This window comes from Streptomyces sp. NPDC055815, assembly GCF_053616475.1.
Window position 1 is genome coordinate 25,060 of the sequence record NZ_JBSHDU010000066.1, and the last position, 21,336, is coordinate 46,395.

A 21,336-nucleotide genomic window follows, 5' to 3' on the forward strand; every position below is an offset into this window, starting at 1 on the left:
AAATGGGCTACGAAACGCGGCGGACGCCCTCGGCGAGTTCGGCCGCCAGTTCCCTTACGGCGGTGAGGCCGGCCGCCTCGTCGCCGTCGGCGTCGAGGAGCCGCTGCACGAAGGCGGAGCCGACGATGACGCCGTCGGCGAAGCCGGCGACCTCCTTCGCCTGCGTGGCGTTGGAGACGCCGAGCCCGACGCACACAGGGAGTTCGGAGGTGGCGCGGGTGCGGCGGACCAGGTCGGCGGCCGACGCGCCGACCGACTCGCGGGTGCCGGTGACACCCATGAGCGAGGCGGCGTAGACGAAGCCGGAGCCGGCGGCCGTGATGGTGGCGAGGCGCTCGTCCTTGCTGCTGGGCGCGACGACGAAGACGGTCGCGAGACCGTGCTTGTCGGCGTGCTCGCGCCAGACGGCGGACTCCTGGACCGGCAGGTCGGGCAGGATGCAGCCCGCGCCGCCGGCCTCGGCGAGCTCCTCGGTGAAGCGCTCGATGCCGTACCGGTCGATCGGGTTCCAGTACGTCATGACGAGGACCGGCTTGCCGGTGGCCTCGTGGGCCTCCTTGACCGTCCGCATGACGTCGGCGATCTTCACGCCGCCGCGCAGGGCGATGTCGTCGGCGGTCTGGATGACCGGCCCGTCGAGGACCGGGTCGCTGTGCGGGAGGCCGACCTCGACGACATCGGCGCCGCCGTCGAAGACCGCCTTGATCGCGGCGATGCCGCCGTCGACGGTGGGGAAGCCGGCCGGCAGGTACGCGATGAGCGCGGCCCGGTTCTCGGCCTTGGCCTTGGCGAGGGTGTCGCTCAGCAGCTGGATGTTCCCGGTGGTCACTTGGAGCCCCCCTCGGCGCCGTTGTCGTACAGACCGAAGTAGCGGGCGGCGGTGTCCATGTCCTTGTCGCCGCGCCCGGAGAGGTTCACCAGGAGCAGGGCGTCCTTGCCGAGCTCCTTGCCGACCTCGAGCGCCCCGGCGAGGGCGTGCGCCGACTCGATGGCCGGGATGATGCCCTCCGTACGGGAGAGCAGCCGCAGCGCCTGCATGGCGGCGTCGTCGGTGACGGCCCGGTACTCGCCGCGCCCGCTGTCCTTGAGGTACGCGTGCTCGGGGCCGATGCCGGGGTAGTCGAGTCCCGCGGAGATCGAGTACGGCTCGGTGATCTGGCCCTCCTCGTCCTGGAGGACGTACGAGCGGGACCCGTGGAGGATGCCGGGCTCGCCGGCGGTGAGGGTGGCCGCGTGCTCGCCGGTCTCGACGCCGTGGCCGGCCGGCTCGCAGCCGATCAGGCGGACGTCCGCGTCCGGGACGAAGGCGTGGAAGAGGCCGATGGCGTTGGAGCCGCCGCCGACGCAGGCGATGGCCGCGTCGGGGAGGCGGCCGGCGCGCTCCAGGATCTGGCGGCGGGCCTCGACGCCGATGACCCGGTGGAAGTCGCGGACCATGGCGGGGAAGGGGTGCGGGCCCGCGACCGTGCCGAACAGGTAGTGCGTCCGGTCCACATTGGCGACCCAGTCGCGGAACGCCTCGTTGATGGCGTCCTTGAGGGTGCGGCTGCCGGACTTCACGGCCACGACCTCGGCGCCGAGCATCCGCATCCGGGCCACGTTGAGGGCCTGGCGCTGGGTGTCGACCTCGCCCATGTAGATGGTGCAGTCGAGGCCGAAGAGGGCGCAGGCGGTGGCGGTGGCCACGCCGTGCTGGCCGGCGCCGGTCTCGGCGATGACCCGCGTCTTGCCCATGCGCTTGGTCAGGAGGGCCTGCCCGAGCACGTTGTTGATCTTGTGCGAGCCGGTGTGGTTGAGGTCCTCGCGCTTGAGGAAGATCCGGGCGCCGCCGGCGTGCTCGGCGAACCGGGGGACCTCGGTGAGGGCGCTCGGCCGGCCGGTGTAGTTGACCATCAGGTCGTTGAGCTCGCGGGCGAACTCGGGGTCGGCCTTGGCCTTCTCGTACTCGACGGCGACCTCGTCGACGGCGGCGACGAGGGCCTCCGGGATGAACTTGCCGCCGTAGGCGCCGAAGTAACCCTCCGGGCTGGGGACCTGGCCTTCCAGGTCCGGGATGAAGAACTCGCTGGACATGCGGATGCTCCTCGCGGGGCGGGTGCCCCGGGATACGTGGGGTTGGTGGTCACGGTATGCGCGCGACCCGTCACGTATGCGGCAACGCCCCGCCCCGCCCGTGTGGGCAATCGTTCCGCAGGGCGGAACGGGTGGGCACACGGGACGGCGCCCCGTGCCGGGCCTGGGCTTCCGCGCCTGGACCCGCACCCTTGGCGCCCACGCTCGTGGTGCGGGTCAGGGCACAGGGGGCGACGCGCCGCCAAAGGCGCCGTCCGTTGTGCCCACCCGTTCCGCCCCAGCGGAACGATTGCCCACAACGGGGGTGGCGGAGGCCCGACGGCGTCAGGCGTTGCTGTACGTGAGGTCGCGCGCGGGGCGCGGGCGCCATCGCATGCCGTTGACCTGGCCCGGCTCGGAGCCGATGACGTAGCGGACCCGGCGGCCGTGGACACGGCGGGCGGGCGCGCGGCAGCCGCGCGGACGGCACCCCCTGGCGAGGGGCGCGTGCTTGGAGACGGGCGCGGCGGCGGTACGGAGCCGGCCGCGGCGGCCCGAGGCGTCCGCGGGCACGCCGGCGCCGCCCGGGGCGGAGCCCAGGGCGGTCGGCGTGGCGCGGACGGGGGTCATGGCGGGGTCAGCTCCGGCCGTGACGCAGGGCGGGGTGGGCGCCGGCGGCGACGAGGTCGGCAACGGCGGCCTTCGGGTCGCGGCCGGTGACGAGGGACTCGCCGACCAGGACCGCGTCGGCGCCCGCGTTGGCGTAGGCGATGAGGTCGTGCGGGCCGCGGACGCCGGACTCGGCGACCTTGACGATGTGCGCGGGGATCTCGGGGGCGACGCGCTCGAAGGTGGAGCGGTCGACCTTGAGGGTCTTGAGGTTGCGCGCGTTGACGCCGATGATGCGGGCGCCCGCCTCGACGGCACGCTCGACCTCCTCCTCGTCGTGGACCTCGACCAGCGGGGTGAGACCGATGGACTCGGCACGCTCGATGAGGGAGACCAGCGCCTCCTGCTCCAGGGCGGCGACGATGAGGAGCGCGAGATCCGCTCCGTACGCGCGCGCCTCCCAGAGCTGGTACGCGGTGACGATGAAGTCCTTGCGCAGCACCGGGATGTCGACCCGGGCGCGGACGGCCTCCAGGTCCGCGAGCGAGCCGCCGAAGCGGCGCTGCTCGGTGAGGACGGAGATGACGGCGGCGCCGCCCGCCTCGTAGTCCGCGGCGAGACCGGCCGGGTCGGCGATCGCGGCGAGCGCGCCCTTGGACGGGCTGGAGCGCTTGACCTCGCAGATCACCTTGACGCCGTCCCCGCGCAGTGCGGCGACGCCGTCCTTGGCCTGCGGCGCCTTGGCGGCGCGCTCCTTGAGCTCGTCGAGGGTGACCCGCGCCTGCCGCTCTGCGAGGTCGGCGCGCACGCCTTCGATGATCTCGTCGAGCACACTCACGCGAGGGGCCCCCTTCCGGGACGGTGACGGTGATGAAGAACCAGGTTCAGCCACTTCGATCCTATCCGCAGGACGGCCCCGGATTCGCATCGGCCGGAGCGGCGTCCCACCTGCTGGGACTCAGGACGGGCTCTCAGGGGGCGAGCGCGGAGCCGAACGGGAGGTTCCGGACCAGGGTGAAGAGGGCGAGGACGGCCCCGATCCCCCACCACCAGACCGGGGCGATCGCGAGGCGCATGGGCACTCCGCGGACGGCGCGAATCAGCCAGACGGCCATGACGACGGCGAAGATCCCGTAGCCGACGACGGCGAGCGCGTTGGCGCCGAGGGCGGCGGGGAGGTCGCCGTGGGCGAAGGCGTGGGCGCTGCGGAGCCCGCCGCAGCCGGGGCAGTAGACGCCGGTGAAGCGCAGGAGCGGGCAGACGGGGTAGTGCCCGGGTTCGTTGGGGTCGACGGCCGCGACGTACGCGAAGGCGGCGACGACCCCGGAGAGGGTGGAGACGGGCGGCAGCAGCCGTCGCACGAGGGACCGCGGCGGTACGGGCGGCGGCGCGGGCAGTGACCCGCCCGGCCAGGCGACGGCGGGCGGTACGGCGCCGGGCGCCACGACCCCACCGGGTGCGGCCTCACCGGGCCCAGCCCCACTCGGCCCCATCCCACCGGGTGCAGCCGCACCGGGTACAGCCCCATGCGGCCCAGCCCCGCCCGGTGGCACCGGTGCGTCCGGGTGACCCGGCCCGGTCGGGCCCGCGGGTTCACCCGGCTGGGTGGGGGAATCGTCGGTCACGGCTCCGGCCGTCGGCTGCGCGTCCACCCGGTGATTGTGGCCCCTGACGCGCGAGGGCGCAGCCCGGCTCGGCCGGACTGCGCCCTCGGGTGCGTCGGGTCGCGTCAGGCGCGGGCCTTCGCGGTCGCGGTCGCGGCCTCGCGGGCGGCGACGACGGCCTCGGAGTCCTTCGGCATGCCGAGGCCCGCGACCTTCATCGCGCCGCCGATGATGCCGCCGAGGACGATGACGCCCACACCGGCCCAGAAGCCGGGCAGGTTGGCGGCCACCATGAAGACGCCGGCGATGCAGAAGCCGATGAAGGAGATGATGACACCGGTCCAGGCGGCCGGGGTGTGTCCGTGGGCGCTGCCCGCCATGAGTTGCTCCTCGTTGCAGTTGCTCGATGGTGAGGTCTCGCGTGCGCGGACACTCGGCGCTCATTGTCCCGCACGCGGGCGCGCGAGGGTGAATCGGGGGTGCCCGGACGATCACGCGTCGCGGACGGAACGATTCACTCGCCCCGGGTGGGGTCCTCGCCGCGGTCCAGGGCCTTCCACAGGTCCTCGGGCCGGTCCGGGTCGGTCGTGGGGGCCTTGCGGCCGGCGCGCGGGGTGCCGGAGCGCTCGTAGCGGCCGCCCATCGCGGGCCAGTTCTTGCCGAAGCGGAGGGCGAAGAGGCCGGCGAGCAGGATGAGGACGGCGCCCGCGGCGGTCACGTACGGCCAGATGGTGTGGCTGAGGCCGGCGACCGCGGCGGCGGTGTCACCGCTGATGCGGGCGGCCTCGGCGTCGAGCGCGGCGCTGTCGGAGGCGCCCAGGACCGCGGCGAGCGCGGCGCCGGCGCCGCTGAGCGCGAGGAGCGCGGCGACGAGGGTGCGGCCGGTGCGGCGGACGGCGAAGACGGCGAAGAGCGCGGCGAGGCCGACGATCGCGAGGGCGGTCGGCACTCCGGTGACGGTGCCGCCGTCGGCCTCGACGGGGACGCTGCCGCCGCCGACGGACGCGGTGCCCTCCGCCCAGATCTGGCCCGCGGAGAGCAGGACGACGGTGGCGCCGAGGGCGCCGAGGAGGAGGGCCGCGGCCAGGCTGCGGCGACCGCCGGTGGGGACGGCCGCGCGGGCGGCCCGGGGCTGGGGTACGGGTACGGCACTCACATACCCCACTATCCCCTACATGCTCAGTTGCCGTTCATCCGGTTGGCGGTGTGGACGGCACGGAGGACGGCCGCGGCCTTGTTGCGGCACTCGTTGTCCTCGCCGACCGGGTCGGAGTCGGCGACGACACCCGCTCCCGCCTGCACGTACGCCGTTCCGTCACGGAGCAGTGCCGTACGGATGGCGATGGCGGTGTCCGAGTCGCCGGCGAAATCGAGATAACCGACACATCCGCCGTACAGCCCGCGCCGGGAGGGTTCGAGCTCCTCGATGATCTGCATCGCGCGGGGCTTGGGCGCCCCGGAGAGCGTCCCGGCGGGGAAGCAGGCGGTGAGGACGTCGAAGGCGGTGCGGCCCTCGGCGACCTCGCCGGTGACGGTGGAGACGATGTGCATGACGTGCGAGTAGCGCTCGATCGACATGAAGTCGACGACCTCCACCGAGCCGGGCGTGCAGACCCGGCCGAGGTCGTTGCGGCCGAGGTCGACGAGCATGAGGTGCTCGGCGCGCTCCTTGGGGTCGGCGAGCAGCTCCTCGGCGAGGTCGTGGTCCTCCTGCGGGGTGGCGCCGCGGTGCCGGGTGCCGGCGATGGGGTGGAGCATCGCCTGCCCGTCCTCGACCTTGACGAGGGCCTCGGGCGAGGAGCCGACGACGTCGAAGCCGTTCTCGAAGCGGAAGAGGTACATGTACGGGGACGGGTTGGTGGCCCGCAGGACCCGGTAGACGTCGAGCGCGGAGGCGGTGCAGCGGGTCTCGAAGCGCTGCGAGGGCACGACCTGGAAGGCCTCGCCGGCGCGGATGCGCTCCTTGATGTCCTCGACGGCGTCCTGGTAGGCCGGGCCGCCCCAGAGCGCCGAGAACTCGGGGAGGGCGGACTCCGGCAGGGCGGCGGGGACGGTGGCGACGGGGCGGGCCAGGTCCGCCTCCATCGCGTCGAGGCGGGCGACGGCGTGCGCGTACGCCTCGTCGACGCCGGTCTCCAGGTCGTTGTGGTTGATCGCGTTGGCGATCAGCAGGACCGAGCCGTCCCAGTGGTCGAGGACCGCGAGGTCGCTGGTGAGGAGCATGGTGAGCTCGGGGAGCTGGAGGTCGTCGCGGGTGGAGTCCCCGATCTTCTCCAGTCGGCGGACGATGTCGTAGCCGAGGTAGCCGACCATGCCGCCGGTGAACGGGGGCATGCCGGACGCGAGGTCGCGCGGGGTGTGCAGGGTTTCGACGGTGGCGCGCAGGGCGGCGAGGGGGTCGCCGTCGACCGGGACGCCGACGGGCGGGGTGCCGAGCCAGTGCGCCTCGCCGTCCTCGACCGTCAGGGTGGCGTCGCTGCGGACTCCGATGAAGGAGTAGCGGGACCAGCTGCGGCCGTTCTCCGCGGATTCGAGCAGGAAGGTGCCGGGGCGTTCGGCGGCGAGCTTGCGGTAGAGCCCGACCGGGGTGTCGCCGTCCGCGAGGAGCCTGCGGCTGACGGGGATGACGCGGCGGTCGGCCGCCAGCTTGCGGAAGGTCTCGAGATCCATGGCACCGGACCTTACTGGGAGACGGGGAGCACGTCGGCGTCGAAGCAGGTGCGGGCGCCGGTGTGGCAGGCGGCTCCGACCTGGTCGACCTTGACGAGGAGGGTGTCGGCGTCGCAGTCGAGGGCGACGGACTTGACGTGCTGGACGTGCCCGGAGGTGTCGCCCTTGACCCAGTACTCGTTGCGGCTGCGGGACCAGTAGGTGCAGCGGCCGGTGGTGAGGGTGCGGTGGAGTGCCTCGTCGTCCATCCAGCCGAGCATCAGCACCTCACCGGTGTCGTACTGCTGGGCGATGGCGGGGACGAGCCCGTCGGCGCTGCGCTTGAGGCGGGCGGCGATGGCCGGGTCGAGGTCGCTGGGGGTCCGGGGCGTGCTGCTCATGGCGCCATTGTGCCGCGCTCCGGGGCGGTGTCCGGCGGGGCGTCCACTGGGCGGACGGGACCGGCCGGTCGTACGCTGGCGGGCATGTCGACCCATGCGAAACGTGAACGGCTTCTGCTCGCCGATCTGTTGGAGGCGGCGGGCCCGGACGCGCCGACGCTCTGCGAGGGCTGGCGGACCCGGGACCTCGCGGCCCATGTGGTGGTGCGGGAGCGGCGTCCGGACGCGGCGGCGGGTTCCCTCGTACCGGCGCTGAAGGAACGGCAGGACCGGGTGCAGGCGGAGTTCGCCGACAAGCCGTACGAGGAGCTGATCCAGCTCATCCGTACGGGTCCGCCGAAGTTCTCGCCGTTCACCATCAAGCAGGTGGACGAGGGGGCGAACGTCGTCGAGTTCTATGTGCACGCGGAGGACGTCCGGCGGGCCCAGCCCGACTGGTCGGCCCGCGAGCTGGACCCGGTCTTCGCGGACGCCCTCTGGTCCCGTCTGGAGCGGATGGCCCGGCTGCTCGGCCGCAAGGCCCCGGTGGGCCTGGTGCTGCGCCGCCCGAACGGCCAGACGGCGGTCGCCCACCGCGGCACGCCGGTGGTGACGGCCTCCGGGGAGCCGGGCGAGCTGGTGATGTACCTGTACGGCCGCCAGGACTCGGCGAAGGTGGCCCTGGAGGGCGAGCCGGACGCGATCGAGCGGCTGCGGGAGACGAAGCAGCTGGGGATCTGAGCTAGCGGGGCAGTTCGGCGCGGCGGACGGCCGTGACCGCGAGGGCGTATGCGCCGGACAGGGCGCAGACCGCCGCGCTGACGACGAAGACCGGGCCGGGGCCCCAGAGGCCGATGGCAGCGCCGGTGACAGGGAAGCTCAGCGGGGCGATGCCGAGGCTGCCGAGGCTGGAGACGGCGCTCACCCGGCCGAGGTAGGCGGGGTCGCACTCGGTCTGGACGAGGGCGTTGCACAGGGCTCCGGAGAGTCCGGCGAGCAGGCCGATGGAGACCGCGACGAGGGCGGCGAGGGCCGGCTGGGGGACGTAGGCGAGGGCGCCGATCGACACGGCTCCGATCACCATGGTCCAGCCCATGACGACGCCGGCCCGGGATATGCGTCCCTTGACGGTCAGCAGCAGGGAGGCGGCGCCGGCGCCGATGCCGAAGCCGGCGAGGACCCAGCCGATGCCGGAGGCGCCCCAGCCGCGCTGCTCGGAGAGGACCGCGAGGCCGACGTTGAGGGGGCCGGCGAAGCCGAGGTCGGCGAGGAGGACGACGATCATCAGCGGGCCGAGCGCCTTGTGGCCGCGGAGGTAGCGCAGGCCGTCGGCGAGGTCGCGCAGGGCGGTGCCGTCGCCCGCCTGGTCCTCCTGCGGCAGCGGGCGGAGCTGGAGCGTGCTGAGCAGGGGCAGGGAGAGCGCGAAGAGGATCCCGGCCATGCCGAAGGCGGTGGCGGAGCCGCCGAGGGCGACGGCGAGACCGCCCAGCGGGGCGCCGAGGACGGCGCCCAGGCGGTAGGCGAGGCCGCGCATGCCCTGGACGCGGGCGAGCTGGTCGCGCTCGGCGATCCGGGGCGGCAGGGCGCCGACGGCGGGCAGGAAGACGGCGTCGACGACGCCGAAGACGAGGGCGACGGCGGCGAGCGCCCAGAGGCCGGGTGAGGCGAGGAAGAGGGTCGCGGCCAGGCCGAGGACGACCAGGCTGCGGACGGTGTCGGAGGCGATGACGACCCGGCGCGGGCCGAGGCGGTCGGCGATCGCTCCGCCGACGAGCAGGAGCAGGGCGCGGGGCACGGCGGAGACGGCCATGACGAGCCCGGCCTGGGCGGGGGTGCCGCTGCTCACGGCGGTCCAGGAGAGGGCGAGGTAGAAGACGCTGTCGCCGAGCGTGGAGGCGGTGTAGGCGCCGAGCCAGCGCAGGACCTGGGGGCTGCGGTGGGCGGGGATCGAGGGGGTCTCGACGGCCGTGGTCACGCGGTCCCCCGGTAGGGGAAGCCGTACAGGTGGACGGCGACGTTCTCGCGGCCCTCGGTGTCGCCGGCGGCCTCGGCGGCGCGGGCCCGCTGGTCGTACTTCTCGAGGAGCGCGTCGAGCTCCTTGCCGAGGGCGGCGAGTTCGGCGGCGGTGAGGCGGGGCAGCCATTCGGAGCTGACGGCGGCGGAGCGCCATTCGTCGGACCAGGTCAGGCGCTCGTCGAGGAAGCGGCGGTGGAGCTCGGTGCGCTGCTCGTTGAGGGTGCGGCCGAGGGCGTCGCTCGCGGCGGCCATCTCGGGGGTGTCCTTGACGTCCTCGTCGTGGATGCTCACCCCGTACGAGCTCGGCTGCCACCACCGCTCGCGCCCGTCCGCGGACTGGGCGTCCGCCTCCTCGATGAGGCCGTGCTCGGCGAGCTTGCGCAGGTGGTAGCTGACGAGCGAGACGGCCTCGTCGACCTGCTCGGCGAGCTGGGAGGCGGTGGCGGTGCGGGCCACGAAGAGGGCGCGGTAGAGGCGCATCCGCAGGGGGTGCGCGATCGCTTTGAGGGTGCCGAGATCGGTGATCCGGCGGTTCTCCGACGAGGTCATGACACCGACCCTAGATACGAAAGAAAAGTTGCGCAATGAAAATTGCGCAACTGATCCTGCATACCTGGGCAAAGAAGAAGGGCCCCCGAAGGGGCCCTTCCGGAAGCGGAACGTCCACTCAGCGAACCGGGTGGCCCGCCCCCCGCAGCGTCTCCTTGACCTGCGAGATCCGCAGGTCGCCGAAGTGGAAGACGGAGGCCGCGAGCACCGCGTCCGCGCCCGCCGCCACGGCCGGCGGGAAGTCGGCGAGCTTGCCGGCACCGCCGGAGGCGATCACCGGGACCGTCACGTGCTTGCGCACGGCCGCGATCATCTCGGTGTCGTAGCCGTCCTTCGTGCCGTCGGCGTCCATCGAGTTGAGCAGGATCTCCCCCGCTCCGAGCTCGGCGGCCCGGTGCGCCCACTCGACGGCGTCGATGCCGGTGCCCTTGCGGCCGCCGTGCGTCGTCACCTCGAAGGAGCCGGTGGAGGTGCGGCGGGCGTCGACCGACAGGACGAGGACCTGGCGGCCGAAGCGCTCCGCGATCTCCTGGATCAGCTCGGGGCGCGCGATGGCCGCGGTGTTGACGCCCACCTTGTCGGCGCCGGCCCGCAGCAGCTTGTCGACGTCCTCGGCCGAGCGGACGCCGCCGCCGACCGTGAGCGGGATGAAGACCTGCTCGGCGGTGCGGCGCACCACGTCGTAGGTGGTCTCCCGGTTGCCGGAGGAGGCGGTGATGTCGAGGAAGGTCAGCTCGTCGGCGCCCTCGGCGTCGTACAGCTTGGCCATCTCGACGGGGTCGCCCGCGTCCCGCAGGTTCTGGAAGTTGACGCCCTTGACGACCCGGCCGTTGTCCACGTCCAGGCAGGGAATCACACGTACGGCGAGACTCATGCGGCGTCACCCCTGTAGGCCTCGACCTCGACCTCGACCACGAGACGCGGGTCGACGAAGCCGGAGACGATGATCATGGAAGCGGCGGGGCGGACCTCGTCGAACAGCTCCTTGTGGGCGCGGCCGACCTCGTCCACGTCCCGGGCGTGCGTGATGTACATCCGGGTGCGGACGACGTGCTCGGCGCCCAGGCCCAGCTGCTTCAGCGCGCCGAAGGCCACGTTGAAGGAGTTGACCGCCTGGTCGTACGGGCCGCCGTCGGCGATCTGGCCGTCGACCACGGAGGTGCAGCCGGAGACCAGGACCGTTCCGTTCGGGAGCTCCACGGCGCGGGAGTAGCCGAACTGCTCCTCCCAGGGAGCGCCCGTGACGACCTTGCGGATCTCGGAGGTCACGACGCCACCGCCGCGAGCGCCTCTTCGAGGGTGAAGGCCTTGGCGTACAGCGCCTTGCCGATGATCGCGCCCTCGACGCCCAGCGGGACCAGGCCGGACAGGGCCCGCAGGTCGTCCAGGGAGGACACGCCGCCGGAGGCGACGACGGGCTTGTCGGTGGCCGCGCAGACGTTCTTCAGGAGCTCCAGGTTGGGGCCCTGGAGGGTGCCGTCCTTGGCGATGTCGGTGACGACGTAGCGGGAGCAGCCCTCGGAGTCGAGGCGGGCGAGCGTCTCGTACAGGTCGCCGCCGTCGCGGGTCCAGCCGCGGCCGCGCAGGGTCGTGCCGCGCACGTCGAGGCCGACGGCGATCTGGTCGCCGTACTGGGCGATGACCTTGGCGACCCACTCGGGGGTCTCCAGGGCGGCGGTGCCGAGGTTGACGCGGGTGCAGCCGGTGGCGAGGGCGGCGGCGAGGGAGGCGTCGTCGCGGATGCCGCCGGAGAGCTCGACCTTGATGTCCATGGCCTCGGTGACCTGGCGGACCAGGTCGCGGTTGTCGCCGGTGCCGAAGGCGGCGTCCAGGTCGACCAGGTGGAGCCACTCGGCGCCGGCGCGCTGCCAGGCCAGGGCGGCCTCCAGCGGGGAGCCGTAGGAGGTCTCGCTGCCGGACTCGCCGTGGACGAGGCGGACGGCCTGGCCGTCGCGGACGTCGACGGCGGGGAGGAGTTCGAGAGTGCTCACAGGGTTCCGATCCAGTTGGTGAGGAGCTGGGCGCCGGCGTCGCCGGACTTCTCGGGGTGGAACTGGGTGGCCCAGAGGGCGCCGTTCTCGACGGCGGCGACGAAGGGCTCGCCGTGGGTGGCCCAGGTGACCTTGGGGGCGCGGATGTTGGGGTTGCCGACCTCCAGGGTCCACTCGCGCACCGCGTAGGAGTGCACGAAGTAGTACCGGGCGTCGGCGTCGAGGCCCGCGAAGAGCTGGGTGTCGGCGGGCGCGTCGACGGTGTTCCAGCCCATGTGCGGGACGACGGGGGCGTTCAGCGGCTCGACCGTGCCGGGCCACTCGTCGAGGCCCTCGGTCTGCACGCCGTGCTCGATGCCCTCGGCGAAGAGGATCTGCATGCCGACGCAGATGCCCATGACCGGGCGGCCGCCGGAGAGCCGGCGGCCGATGATCCAGTCGCCGCGGGCCTCCTTGAGGCCCTGCATGCAGGCGGAGAACGCGCCGACGCCGGGGACGAGGAGTCCGTCGGCGTTCATGGCCTTGTCGTAGTCGCGGGTGATCTCGACGTCGGCGCCGACGCGGGCGAGGGCGCGCTCGGCGGAGCGCACGTTGCCGAAGCCGTAGTCGAAGACGACGACCTTCTTCGGGGAAGTCGTGCTCATGACCACACGTCCAGACGCAGCACACCGGCGGAGAGGGACATCGCGGCGCCGATGGCGAGGAGCACGATGAGGCCCTTGGGCATCTGCTGCTTGACGAAGGAGTAGATGCCGCCGAGCAGGAAGAGCCCGACGAGGATCAGGATGGTGGAGAGGCCGTTCACGACTAGAGCGCGCCCTTCGTGGAGGGGAGGATTCCGGCGGCGCGCGGGTCGCGCTCGGAGGCGTAGCGCAGGGCGCGGGCGAGGGCCTTGAACTGGCACTCCACGATGTGGTGGGCGTTGCGGCCGTACGGCACGTGGACGTGCAGCGCGATCTGCGCCTGGGCGACGAAGGACTCCAGGATGTGCCGGGTCATCGTCGTGTCGTACGAGCCGATCATCGGCGCCATGTTCTCGGGCTCGGTGTGCACGAGGTACGGCCGGCCGGAGAGGTCGACGGTGACCTGGGCGAGCGACTCGTCCAGCGGGACGGTGCAGTTGCCGAAGCGGTAGATGCCGACCTTGTCGCCGAGGGCCTGCTTGAAAGCGGCTCCGAGGGCGAGGGCGGTGTCCTCGATGGTGTGGTGCGAGTCGATGTGGAGGTCGCCGTCGGTCTTGACGGTCAGGTCGAAGAGCCCGTGGCGGCCGAGCTGGTCGAGCATGTGGTCGTAGAAGCCGACCCCGGTCGACACGTCGACCTTTCCGGTGCCGTCGAGGTCGATCTCGACGACGACGGAGGTCTCCTTGGTGGTGCGCTCAACGCGGCCTACGCGGCTCATCGCTTCTGCTCCTTCATCAGTTCACGGACCGCGTCGAGGAACGCGTCGTTCTCTTCGGGGGTGCCGGCGGTGACCCGCAGCCATCCCGGTACGCCGTTGTCCCGGACCAGGACGCCCCGGTCGAGGATCGACTGCCAGGCCGCGTGCGTGTCGGGGAACTTCCCGAACTGCACGAAGTTGGCGTCGGAGTCGGTGACCTCGCAGCCGAGGGCGCGCAGCTCGGTGACGAGGCGGTCGCGCTCGGCCTTGAGCTGCTCGACGTACCCGAGGAGGGTGTCGGTGTGCTCCAGGGCGGCGAGCGCGGTGGCCTGGGTGACGGCCGAGAGGTGGTACGGCAGGCGGACCAGCTGCACGGCGTCGACGACGGCCGGGTGCGCGGCGAGGTAGCCGAGGCGGAGGCCGGCGGCGCCGAAGGCCTTGGACATGGTCCGGGAGATCACCAGGTTCGGGCGCCCCTCGATGAGGGGCAGCAGCGAGTCGCGGTGGCTGAACTCCACGTACGCCTCGTCCACGACCACCATCGAGGGCTTGGCCGCCTGGGCCGCCTCGTACAGGGCGAGGACGGTGCCGGCCGCGACCGCGGTGCCGGTGGGGTTGTTGGGCGAGGTGATGAAGACGACGTCCGGCGCGTTCTCCGCGATGGCCTGGACGGCGGCCTCCACGTCGATGGTGAAGTCCTCGTTGCGCGGTCCCGAGATCCAGCCGGTGCCGGTGCCGCGGGCGATCAGGGCGTGCATCGAGTACGAGGGCTCGAAGCCGATCGCGGTGCGGCCGGGGCCGCCGAAGGTCTGCAGGAGCTGCTGGAGGACCTCGTTGGAGCCGTTGGCCGCCCAGACGTTCTCGACGCCGACGCGGTGGCCGCCGGTCCGGGTGAGGTAGGCGGCGAGCTCGGTGCGGAGCTCGATCGCGTCGCGGTCGGGGTAGCGGTTGAGGCCGCGGGCCGCCTCGGTGACCCGCTCCGCGATCCGGGCCACCAGGGGCTCGGGCAGCGGGTAGGGGTTCTCGTTGGTGTTCAGCTGGACGGGGACGTCGAGCTGAGGCGCGCCGTACGGGGACTTGCCGCGCAGCTCGTCCCGGACGGGGAGGTCGTCGATCTTGATCTGGCTCACTTGCTCTACGGAACCTTCCATCCGAACCGTGCCTTGATCGCCGCGCCGTGGGCGGGCAGGTCCTCGGCCTCGGCGAGGGTGACGACGTGGTGGGCGACGTCCGCGAGGGCGTCGCGCGTGTAGTCCACGATGTGCACGCCGCGCAGGAAGGACTGCACGGAGAGCCCGGAGGAGTGGCAGGCGCAGCCGCCGGTGGGCAGGACGTGGTTGGAGCCGGCGCAGTAGTCGCCGAGCGAGACCGGCGCCCAGGGGCCGACGAAGATCGCGCCCGCGTTGCGGACGCGGTCGGCGACGGCGGCGGCGTCGGCGGTCTGGATCTCCAGGTGCTCGGCGCCGTACGCGTCGACGACCTTGAGGCCGTCGGCGAGGTCGCGGACGAGGACGATCGCGGACTGGCGGCCGGCCAGGGCCGGGACGATCCGGTCGTCGACGTGCTTGGAGGCGGCGACCTGGGTCTTCAGCTCGGCCTCGGTGGCGGCGGCAAGATCGTCCGAGTCGGTGACGAGGACGGAGGCGGCCATCGGGTCGTGCTCGGCCTGGCTGATGAGGTCGGCGGCGACGTGCACGGGGTCGGCGGTGGAGTCCGCGAGGATCGCGATCTCCGTCGGACCGGCCTCGGCGTCGATGCCGATGCGGCCCTTGAGGAGGCGCTTGGCGGCGGCCACGTAGATGTTGCCGGGGCCGGTGACCAGGTTGACGGGGGCGCAGCCGGGCTCGTCGGCGGTGCCCTCCGTGCCGTACGCGAACATGGCGATGGCCTGGGCGCCGCCGGCGGCGTAGACCTCGTCGACGCCCAGGAGGGCGCAGGCGGCCAGGATCGTCGGGTGCGGCAGGCCGCCGAACTCCTTCTGCGGGGGCGAGGCGATGGCCACGCCCTCGACGCCGGCCTCCTGGGCCGGGACGACGTTCATCACGACGGAGGACGGGTAGACGGAGCGGCCGCCCGGCACGTACAGACCGACGCGCTCGACGGGGATCCACTTCTCGGTGACCGTGCCGCCGGGGACGACCTGGGTGGTGTGGGTGGTGCGGCGCTGCTCGCGGTGGACGAGCCGGGCGCGCCGGATGGACTCCTCGAGGGCGGCCCGGACGGCCGGGTCGAGCTCGTCGAGGGCGCGGCTGATCGCCTCGGCGGGGACGCGGAGCGTGGAGACGCGGACGCCGTCGAATTTCTCCCCGTAGTCGATCACCGCCGCTGCGCCATGATGCCGTACGTCCTCGCAGATCGGCCGCACCTTCTCCAGGGCGGCTTCCACGTCGAACTCGGCACGGGGCAGCAGGTCGCGCAGTGCGGAACCCTCGGGGAGGGCCTCGCCGCGCAGATCGATTCGAGAGATCACGGGTCAATTCTCTCAGACGGCCCACAGCGCCGGACGCCCGTATCACTGGCTGATACACGCCACGGTGGCGTCTCCTCGCCACTCCTGACCGTTAGCGTTCAGCCCGTCACAGCGCGGGAAGAACGACTGTACGAATCCACGAATCCCGGTAAGCGGAATCGTGGGAGCGCATCGGGGAAAGCGAGGGGGCGGCAGTGACCGAGCCGCACGAGGACGGGATGCCGGAGGGTCTCACGGGTCCGGAGCGGGCCGTGTGGCGGGCGTTCCGGATCGGCAGGACCTGTGATCTGACGGAGGGGATCGCGGAGCGGGACGACCCCTTCGGGGGACGGGAGTGGGGGGAGGAGCGGAGCGTCCGCGCCGACGTGGTGGCGCTGCTGCTGCTCGACGGGCCGCCGGCCCGGTCCGGGCGGGTGGCCGCGCTGAAGCTGCGCGGGGTCAGGATCACCGGCGTGCTGAACCTGGCGGGCGGGACGATAGGGCCGTACGTGGAGCTGCACGGCTGCCGGTTCGACGGCGAGGTGGTGCTGCCCGAGGCCCGGTTCGGCACGCTGCGGATGGTCGAGTGCGCGCTGCCGCGCATGGAGGCGGCCCGATTGCACACGGAGGGGGACCTGCACCTGCCGCGCTGCCGGGTGCGGCGGGGCATCCGGCTGACGGACGCCCAGATCGGCACGGACCTGCTGATCAACCAGATCCAGGTGTGGCCGGACCGGCGGGGGCGGGCGATCACGGCGGACGGGATGGTGGTCGCCCAGGACCTCCAGGCCGAGCTGATCGAGACCCACGGGGAGCTGAGCCTGCGCGGGGCGAAGGTCGGGGTCTCGCTCAGCCTGCGCGGCAGCGTGCTGCGCGGGGCGCAGGGCCGCCGCGCGCTGAACGCCCCGCAGCTGACGGTGGAGCGCTCGCTCTATCTGAACGCGGCCTGGGTGTACGAGGAGTCGGGGAGCTCGGGCCGGACGGGGAACACGACGGCCACTCCGCCGTACGGGGTGACGCCCGCCCAGGGCACCCGGCGCAAGCCGGTGGAGTGCCACGGCGGGGTGCGGCTCGACGACGGCCGGTTCGGGGACGCGGTGGACCTGCACAGCGCCCGGTTCCTGCTGAACGGCGCGCGTCGGGACGAGCTGTCGCTGCGCCGGATCGTCACCCCGGAGCTGCGGTTCAACGGCGAGCGGCCGGAGGAGGGGAGGGTGGTGCTCAACGGCGCGAAGGTCGTCACCCTGATCGACCTGTCGACGAGCTGGCCCGGGCCCGGCGGTCTCGCGATGGGCGGCTTCGTCTACGAGAACCTCGTGCCGTACGGGCACTTCCCGCTGGCCCGGCGCCTGGAGTGGGTGGCGGCGGCGACCCCGGAGTACGCCCCGGAGCCGTACGAGCGGCTCGCGACGGTGCTGCGGAACAGCGGCGAGGACGCGGACGCCCGTGAGGTGCTGCTCGCCAAGCAGCGGCGCAGACGGGAGACCCTGCCGATCGCGGGGAAGCTGTGGGGGTACCTCCAGGACTGGACGGTGGCGTACGGCTACCGGCCGGGCCGGGCGGCGCTGTGGATGGCCGTGCTGTGGGCGGCGGGCACGGTGGCCTTCTCCCACTACCGCCCGATAGCCCTGAAGGCGGACGAGGCGCCCGAGTGGAACGGCACGCTGTACGCGCTCGATCTGCTGCTGCCCGTGATCAACCTCGGCCAGGACGGCTACTGGCGGCTCGAAGGCATCTGGCAGTGGGCGGCGGCGGCCCTGATCCTGCTCGGCTGGATCCTGGCGACGACGGTGGCGGCGGGCGCGACCCGGCTGCTGCGGAGGGGGTGAGGGCCGCGGCCGCGCGGAGGGGGTGAGGGCCGCGGCCGCGCGGGGGCGGGGCCGTGCTCGCGCAGAGGGGGTGAGAGCGCTGTCACCGCCGGGTGAGGGTGCTGTCGTGACCTGGTGATGCGGCTGCCGGGGCGGGCCGGGCCGAGGGAGAATACACAGCACCATGTCCTTGCTCCGCGCCCTGGTCGGCACCCTCCGCTCGGCCCGGCACGCACCGCGACTCGCCGCGGGGTTCGTGCCGGACGACGACGTGCTGCTCGACGCCCCGGACGAGCGGCTCGCCCCCGCCCTGGTCGCCGCCGCCCTCGGCGATCCGGAGCCCGCGGCGAAACTGCTGGCCACCACCCGGGACGCCGGCGAGTGGGAGGACCGCGACCGGTACGTCACCCGGCTCGCCACCTTCGCGTACCACAGGGGCGACTGGCTCACCCGGTGGGTCGCCGCCACGCCCGGCGATCCCGACGCCCTCCTCGTCACGGCGCAGCTCGCCGTCCGCCGGGCCTGGGAGTCCCCGGCGCGGGCCGAGCGGCTGCGCGAACTCGCCCCGCTGATCCAGGAGATCGCCGGGGACGCGCCGCACGACCCGGTGCCGTGGCGGCTCGCCCTCGACCACGCGCGCGGGGCGCACGCCGGGCACGCGGTCTTCGAGTCGCTGTGGGAGCAGGCCGTGCGCCGGTCCCCGCACCACTACGGCTGCCATGTCGCGGCCCTGAAGTACCTCTCGGCGCAGTGGTACGGGTCGCACCGGGCCGCCTTCGACTTCGCCGAGCAGGCCGCCGACGACGCCGCGCCGGGCTCGCTCGTCGGGGCGCTGCCGGTCCGCGCGGCCTACGACGGGCTCCGGGTGCCGCCGGGTCCCGACGGGTCCGTGCCGGCCGCCCGGGTCGACCGGGCGGTGGTCCGTGCGCTGGGCCTGTCGGCGGAGTTCCCGCCGGGCGACCCGTGGCCGGCCGAGGTCCGCAACCTGCTCGCGTTCGTGCTGGTCGAGCTGGGGCGCTGGGAGGAGGCGCGGGAGGAGTTCGGGCGGATCGGCCCGTACGCGACCTCGTTCCCCTGGGGTGCCGCGCGGGGTGCCGCACCGCAGGATCCCCTGGTGCGGTTCCTGGCCGCGCGGGACCGGGTGTGGGGCGAACCGGCCCCTCGGACGCTCCTCCGCGGCACGGGTCGTGGAAGGGCCGGACGGGGCGGGCCCGGCGGCCATTAGGCTTGGCGGCTGTGACCACCGCCCGTCTGCCTCTCTTCCCGCTCAACACGGTGCTGTTCCCGGGCCTCGTACTGCCCCTGAACGTCTTCGAGGAGCGTTATCGCGCCATGATGCGCGAACTGCTCGCGATCGATGACGCCCAGCCGCGCCGGTTCGCCGTCGTCGCCATCCGCGACGGCCGCGAGGTCGCGCCGACGGCTCCCGGAATGCCGGACCAGACCGCGCTGCCGGAGAAGGGCCCGGCGGCGGGCTTCGGCTCCGATCCCCTCCAGTCCTTCCACCGCGTCGGCTGCGTCGCCGACGCGGCGTCGATCCGGGAGCGCGCCGACGGCAGCTTCGAGGTGATGGCGACCGGTACGACCCGGGTGAAGCTGCTGTCGGTCGACGCGAGCGGGCCGTTCCTGACGGCCGAGGTCGAGGAGATCCCCGAGGAGCAGGGCGAGGAGGCGGGCACGCTCGCCGAGGGGGTGCTGCGGGCCTTCCGGAACTACCAGAAGCGTCTCGCCGGGGCCCGGGAGCGTTCGCTGACGACGAGTGAGCTGCCGGACGAGCCCTCCGTGGTGTCGTACCTGGTCGCGGCCGCCGCGGTGCTGGACACGCCGTCGAAGCAGCGGCTGCTCCAGGCGCCGGACACGGCGACCCGGCTGCGCGAGGAGCTGACGCTGCTGCGCGCGGAGACGGCGGTGCTGCGGCATCTGCCGTCACTGCCGGTGGTGGACCTGACGCAGGCCCCGACGTACCCGAACTGAGCCGACCGAGCCGAGGAAGAGCGCGTGGCGAAGAAGCAGAAGAAGAACAGCGGAGGCACTCCGGCGACGGTGGCCCTGACGGCGGCCGGCACCCCGTTCACCCTGCACGCGTACGAGCACGACCCGGCCTCGCCCTCGTACGGCGAGGAGGCGGCGGAGGCCCTCGGCGTCTCCCCCGACCGGGTCTTCAAGACGCTGGTCGCCGACGTGGACGGGGAGCTGACGGTCGCGGTGGTCCCGGTGGCGGGCCAGCTGGACCTGAAGGCCCTGGCCTCGGCGGTCGGCGGGAAGCGGGCCGCGATGGCGGACCCGGCGGCGGCGGAGCGCACGACGGGGTACGTCCGGGGCGGCATCTCCCCGCTGGGCCAGCGCAAGCGGCTCCGTACCGTCCTCGACTCCTCGGCCTCGGACCACGCGACGGTCTGCATCTCGGCGGGCCGCCGCGGGCTCGAGGTGGAGCTCTCCCCCGCGGACCTGGCCGCCCTCACCTCGGCGGTGGTGGCCCCGATCGGCCGCGCCTGAGATCAGGCGCGGCCGCGCGCGGTCGTCAGTGGGTGCCCGGTCCCGGGGTGTACGGCGTCGGCCGGCCCCAGGCCTCCGGCTCCGGGTCGCGGGGTCCGAAGGCTGCCGTCAGCGCCAGGTGGACGATCATCGCGGCGAGCGGCCAGGCCAGCATCGCGGCGGCCCCCAGGTTCAGTTCGAGCGGCGCCTCGAAGGTGACGTTCGGGCCGACGGCCTTGGCATGGGCGACGACGTCGTCGGTGGGGCCGAAGTAGGTGCCGATCCCCCAGGCGAGCAGCGAGCCCAGGCCGCCGCCGACGGCCAGGCCGAGCACGAGCGGGACCCCGCCCTTGCGGCGCAGCAGGAAGACGACGAGCGCGGCGACCGCGCCGAAGGCGAGCGCGAGGAGGACGAACGTTCCGTCGGCGCCGATCGCCTGCTCCCCCTCCGAGTTCCGCAGGTAGACGCCCTTGCCGTCCGAGATGAGCAGGACCCGCGGGGCCAGGTTCAGCCACAGCACCCCGAGCAGCGCCCCCGCGACCGCGGAGACGAGGGTCACCAGCACGCCCTGTACGACCTCGGCGGCCGTGATCGGGTCACCGGCCGGGCCGTCCGACGGCGGGGGCGGCGGGGGCCGGTCGGGATCGTGCGGCTGTGGCTGGTGAGGCGGAGTCAGAGGTGCGGTCACCCCGCCATCGTGCCAGGTGTCCCTGTGGCCCGCCTCAGCGGACGGCGGCCCGCCGGTAGGCCCAGGTGGCGACGGCGAGCGAGACGAGGCCGACGGCCCCGCACACGGCGAGGTCGAGGGCGACGGCCGCCCAGTCGGGGTGCGGGTCGAAGGTGCGGGCCATGGCTTCCACGCCGTACGTGGACGGCAGCAGGTCCCGCGCCCAGCCGATCGGTCCCGGCAGCCGTTCGGCCGGGAGGACGCCGAGGAGCAGGGCCGCCGACATGCCGAGCTGGCCGAGCAGGGTGGCCAGCTCCTGGCGGGGTGCGAGGAGCCCGAGGGCCGCGCCGAGACCGGCGAGGGCCGCCCCGGCGAGCGGGACGACGGCGGCGAGGATCCACAGGTGGGCGAGGGGCAGCCCGAAGAGCACGGAGCCGGCGACGGCGGTGACGGCGGTGCCGGGCACGGTGAAGGAGGCGTACGCCCCGGCGGCGCCGAGCACGACGGCGGCGGGCGGCACGGGCAGGGTGGCGTAGTGGTCGAGGCCGCCGCCGGCCCGCAGCTGTCCGAAGTACTGGGCGAGCAGGTTGAGCGCGACGAAGGCGACGACGAGGACGGTGGAGCCGGCCACGACGGCGCGCGCCTCGGAGCCGCCGTCGACGACCCCGCGCATCAGGACCATGATCCCGATCGACTGGAAGGTGGCG

The 21,336-nt window shown here is 73.5% G+C and carries 26 protein-coding genes; 5 read left to right on the top strand and 21 right to left on the bottom strand.

Features of this window, described 5'->3' with window-relative positions; all coding sequences use genetic code 11:
• Positions 1 to 7: 7 nt before the first annotated feature.
• From trpA to hisI, 9 genes are all read right to left on the bottom strand, one after another.
• Complete coding sequence (gene trpA / locus ACWGN5_RS31735; RefSeq protein ID WP_453521620.1) at positions 8 to 829, bottom strand: tryptophan synthase subunit alpha; 822 nt, start codon at positions 827 to 829, stop codon at positions 8 to 10.
• Positions 826 to 2,073 (bottom strand): tryptophan synthase subunit beta, encoded by a 1,248-nt coding sequence (trpB, locus tag ACWGN5_RS31740; RefSeq protein WP_369143710.1) that lies wholly within the window; start codon positions 2,071 to 2,073, stop codon positions 826 to 828. Before trpB ends, trpA begins: the two co-directional genes overlap by 4 nt.
• A 324-nt stretch (positions 2,074 to 2,397) precedes the next feature.
• Positions 2,398 to 2,682 carry a tryptophan biosynthesis modulator TrpM gene (trpM, locus tag ACWGN5_RS31745; protein ID WP_453521622.1) on the bottom strand — a complete coding sequence of 95 codons (285 nt, stop codon included), beginning with the start codon at positions 2,680 to 2,682 and terminating at the stop codon, positions 2,398 to 2,400.
• A gap of 7 nt (positions 2,683 to 2,689) precedes the next feature.
• The gene (gene trpC / locus ACWGN5_RS31750) at positions 2,690 to 3,499 is read right to left on the bottom strand and encodes an indole-3-glycerol phosphate synthase TrpC (RefSeq protein ID WP_453521624.1); all 810 of its coding nucleotides are present in this window, start codon (positions 3,497 to 3,499) and stop codon (positions 2,690 to 2,692) included.
• A 133-nt stretch (positions 3,500 to 3,632) separates the two neighbouring features.
• On the bottom strand, positions 3,633 to 4,154 hold the full coding sequence (locus ACWGN5_RS31755) for a DUF2752 domain-containing protein (protein WP_453521626.1): 522 nt from the start codon (positions 4,152 to 4,154) through the stop codon (positions 3,633 to 3,635).
• A gap of 236 nt (positions 4,155 to 4,390) precedes the next feature.
• Entirely contained in the window at positions 4,391 to 4,645 is a 255-nt protein-coding gene (locus tag ACWGN5_RS31760) for an HGxxPAAW family protein (RefSeq protein ID WP_453521627.1), read from the bottom strand.
• 134 nt (positions 4,646 to 4,779) lie between these two features.
• The gene (locus ACWGN5_RS31765; RefSeq protein ID WP_369143713.1) at positions 4,780 to 5,430 is read right to left on the bottom strand and encodes a TIGR02234 family membrane protein; all 651 of its coding nucleotides are present in this window, start codon (positions 5,428 to 5,430) and stop codon (positions 4,780 to 4,782) included.
• A 14-nt stretch (positions 5,431 to 5,444) separates the two neighbouring features.
• Positions 5,445 to 6,935 (bottom strand): anthranilate synthase component I, encoded by a 1,491-nt coding sequence (locus ACWGN5_RS31770; protein WP_453521630.1) that lies wholly within the window; start codon positions 6,933 to 6,935, stop codon positions 5,445 to 5,447.
• Positions 6,936 to 6,946: 11 nt separating this feature from the next.
• Entirely contained in the window at positions 6,947 to 7,315 is a 369-nt protein-coding gene (gene hisI, locus ACWGN5_RS31775; protein WP_369143715.1) for a phosphoribosyl-AMP cyclohydrolase, read from the bottom strand.
• Positions 7,316 to 7,399: 84 nt separating this feature from the next.
• Between hisI and ACWGN5_RS31780 the strand changes: the two genes are divergently transcribed.
• Positions 7,400 to 8,035 carry a TIGR03085 family metal-binding protein gene (locus ACWGN5_RS31780; protein ID WP_453521633.1) on the top strand — a complete coding sequence of 212 codons (636 nt, stop codon included), beginning with the start codon at positions 7,400 to 7,402 and terminating at the stop codon, positions 8,033 to 8,035.
• A gap of 1 nt (position 8,036) precedes the next feature.
• On the opposite strand, the gene ACWGN5_RS31785 is transcribed toward ACWGN5_RS31780, so the two are convergent.
• The 10 genes from ACWGN5_RS31785 to hisD all read right to left on the bottom strand — a co-directional run bounded on the left by ACWGN5_RS31785 (position 8,037) and on the right by hisD (position 15,700).
• Positions 8,037 to 9,269 (bottom strand): MFS transporter, encoded by a 1,233-nt coding sequence (locus ACWGN5_RS31785; RefSeq protein WP_453521636.1) that lies wholly within the window; start codon positions 9,267 to 9,269, stop codon positions 8,037 to 8,039.
• Entirely contained in the window at positions 9,266 to 9,859 is a 594-nt protein-coding gene (locus tag ACWGN5_RS31790; protein WP_453521638.1) for an ArsR/SmtB family transcription factor, read from the bottom strand. Before ACWGN5_RS31790 ends, ACWGN5_RS31785 begins: the two co-directional genes overlap by 4 nt.
• A 118-nt stretch (positions 9,860 to 9,977) precedes the next feature.
• Complete coding sequence (hisF, locus tag ACWGN5_RS31795; protein WP_453521639.1) at positions 9,978 to 10,733, bottom strand: imidazole glycerol phosphate synthase subunit HisF; 756 nt, start codon at positions 10,731 to 10,733, stop codon at positions 9,978 to 9,980.
• Positions 10,730 to 11,128, bottom strand: coding sequence for a RidA family protein (locus ACWGN5_RS31800; RefSeq protein ID WP_453521641.1), 399 nt, complete (start codon positions 11,126 to 11,128; stop codon positions 10,730 to 10,732). Before ACWGN5_RS31800 ends, hisF begins: the two co-directional genes overlap by 4 nt.
• Complete coding sequence (priA, locus tag ACWGN5_RS31805; RefSeq protein WP_453521643.1) at positions 11,125 to 11,850, bottom strand: bifunctional 1-(5-phosphoribosyl)-5-((5-phosphoribosylamino)methylideneamino)imidazole-4-carboxamide isomerase/phosphoribosylanthranilate isomerase PriA; 726 nt, start codon at positions 11,848 to 11,850, stop codon at positions 11,125 to 11,127. The genes ACWGN5_RS31800 and priA overlap by 4 nt, the downstream gene beginning before the upstream one ends.
• A complete protein-coding gene (gene hisH / locus ACWGN5_RS31810; protein WP_351180751.1) occupies positions 11,847 to 12,494 on the bottom strand; it encodes an imidazole glycerol phosphate synthase subunit HisH in 648 nt (215 codons plus the stop codon). Before hisH ends, priA begins: the two co-directional genes overlap by 4 nt.
• Entirely contained in the window at positions 12,491 to 12,655 is a 165-nt protein-coding gene (locus ACWGN5_RS31815; RefSeq protein WP_453521645.1) for a hypothetical protein, read from the bottom strand. Before ACWGN5_RS31815 ends, hisH begins: the two co-directional genes overlap by 4 nt.
• A gap of 2 nt (positions 12,656 to 12,657) precedes the next feature.
• Positions 12,658 to 13,251, bottom strand: coding sequence for an imidazoleglycerol-phosphate dehydratase HisB (gene hisB / locus ACWGN5_RS31820; RefSeq protein WP_030492957.1), 594 nt, complete (start codon positions 13,249 to 13,251; stop codon positions 12,658 to 12,660).
• Positions 13,248 to 14,360: a histidinol-phosphate transaminase gene (locus ACWGN5_RS31825; protein ID WP_453521647.1), complete on the bottom strand. Its 1,113-nt coding sequence runs from the start codon at positions 14,358 to 14,360 to the stop codon at positions 13,248 to 13,250. Before ACWGN5_RS31825 ends, hisB begins: the two co-directional genes overlap by 4 nt.
• Positions 14,361 to 14,365: 5 nt before the next feature.
• Positions 14,366 to 15,700: a histidinol dehydrogenase gene (hisD, locus tag ACWGN5_RS31830; protein ID WP_453521649.1), complete on the bottom strand. Its 1,335-nt coding sequence runs from the start codon at positions 15,698 to 15,700 to the stop codon at positions 14,366 to 14,368.
• 194 nt (positions 15,701 to 15,894) lie between these two features.
• On the opposite strand from hisD, the gene ACWGN5_RS31835 reads away from it, so the two are divergent.
• From ACWGN5_RS31835 to ybaK, 4 genes are all read left to right on the top strand, one after another.
• Entirely contained in the window at positions 15,895 to 17,508 is a 1,614-nt protein-coding gene (locus tag ACWGN5_RS31835; protein WP_453521651.1) for an oxidoreductase, read from the top strand.
• Between the two features lie 163 nt (positions 17,509 to 17,671).
• Entirely contained in the window at positions 17,672 to 18,712 is a 1,041-nt protein-coding gene (locus tag ACWGN5_RS31840; protein WP_453521654.1) for a hypothetical protein, read from the top strand.
• An 11-nt stretch (positions 18,713 to 18,723) separates the two neighbouring features.
• Complete coding sequence (locus ACWGN5_RS31845; protein ID WP_453521657.1) at positions 18,724 to 19,461, top strand: LON peptidase substrate-binding domain-containing protein; 738 nt, start codon at positions 18,724 to 18,726, stop codon at positions 19,459 to 19,461.
• A gap of 24 nt (positions 19,462 to 19,485) precedes the next feature.
• A complete protein-coding gene (gene ybaK / locus ACWGN5_RS31850; protein WP_116161498.1) occupies positions 19,486 to 19,983 on the top strand; it encodes a Cys-tRNA(Pro) deacylase in 498 nt (165 codons plus the stop codon).
• A gap of 25 nt (positions 19,984 to 20,008) precedes the next feature.
• Here the strand turns inward: ybaK and ACWGN5_RS31855 are convergent, their stop codons facing one another.
• Positions 20,009 to 20,650, bottom strand: a complete 642-nt coding sequence (locus ACWGN5_RS31855; protein ID WP_453521659.1) for a DUF2567 domain-containing protein — start codon at positions 20,648 to 20,650, stop codon at positions 20,009 to 20,011.
• Between the two features lie 34 nt (positions 20,651 to 20,684).
• Positions 20,685 to 21,336, bottom strand: a 652-nt coding sequence (locus ACWGN5_RS31860; RefSeq protein ID WP_453521662.1) for an ABC transporter permease, incomplete at its 5' end; no start/stop codon positions are given.

What these genes read in the sequence shown, in the direction of transcription:
- trpM (WP_453521622.1), bottom strand. Translation starts at nt 2,682, where the DNA reads ATGACCCCCGTCCGCGCCACGCCGACCGCCCTGGGCTCCGCCCCGGGC.
- hisH (WP_351180751.1), bottom strand. Translation starts at nt 12,494, where the DNA reads ATGAGCACGACTTCCCCGAAGAAGGTCGTCGTCTTCGACTACGGCTTC.
- hisB (WP_030492957.1), bottom strand. Translation starts at nt 13,251, where the DNA reads ATGAGCCGCGTAGGCCGCGTTGAGCGCACCACCAAGGAGACCTCCGTC.
- trpB (WP_369143710.1), bottom strand. Translation starts at nt 2,073, where the DNA reads ATGTCCAGCGAGTTCTTCATCCCGGACCTGGAAGGCCAGGTCCCCAGC.
- ACWGN5_RS31770 (WP_453521630.1), bottom strand. Translation starts at nt 6,935, where the DNA reads ATGGATCTCGAGACCTTCCGCAAGCTGGCGGCCGACCGCCGCGTCATC.
- hisI (WP_369143715.1), bottom strand. Translation starts at nt 7,315, where the DNA reads ATGAGCAGCACGCCCCGGACCCCCAGCGACCTCGACCCGGCCATCGCC.
- ACWGN5_RS31755 (WP_453521626.1), bottom strand. Translation starts at nt 4,154, where the DNA reads ATGGGGCCGAGTGGGGCTGGGCCCGGTGAGGCCGCACCCGGTGGGGTC.
- ACWGN5_RS31840 (WP_453521654.1), top strand. Translation starts at nt 17,672, where the DNA reads ATGTCCTTGCTCCGCGCCCTGGTCGGCACCCTCCGCTCGGCCCGGCAC.
- hisF (WP_453521639.1), bottom strand. Translation starts at nt 10,733, where the DNA reads ATGAGTCTCGCCGTACGTGTGATTCCCTGCCTGGACGTGGACAACGGC.
- ACWGN5_RS31780 (WP_453521633.1), top strand. Translation starts at nt 7,400, where the DNA reads ATGTCGACCCATGCGAAACGTGAACGGCTTCTGCTCGCCGATCTGTTG.
- ACWGN5_RS31790 (WP_453521638.1), bottom strand. Translation starts at nt 9,859, where the DNA reads ATGACCTCGTCGGAGAACCGCCGGATCACCGATCTCGGCACCCTCAAA.
- ACWGN5_RS31760 (WP_453521627.1), bottom strand. Translation starts at nt 4,645, where the DNA reads ATGGCGGGCAGCGCCCACGGACACACCCCGGCCGCCTGGACCGGTGTC.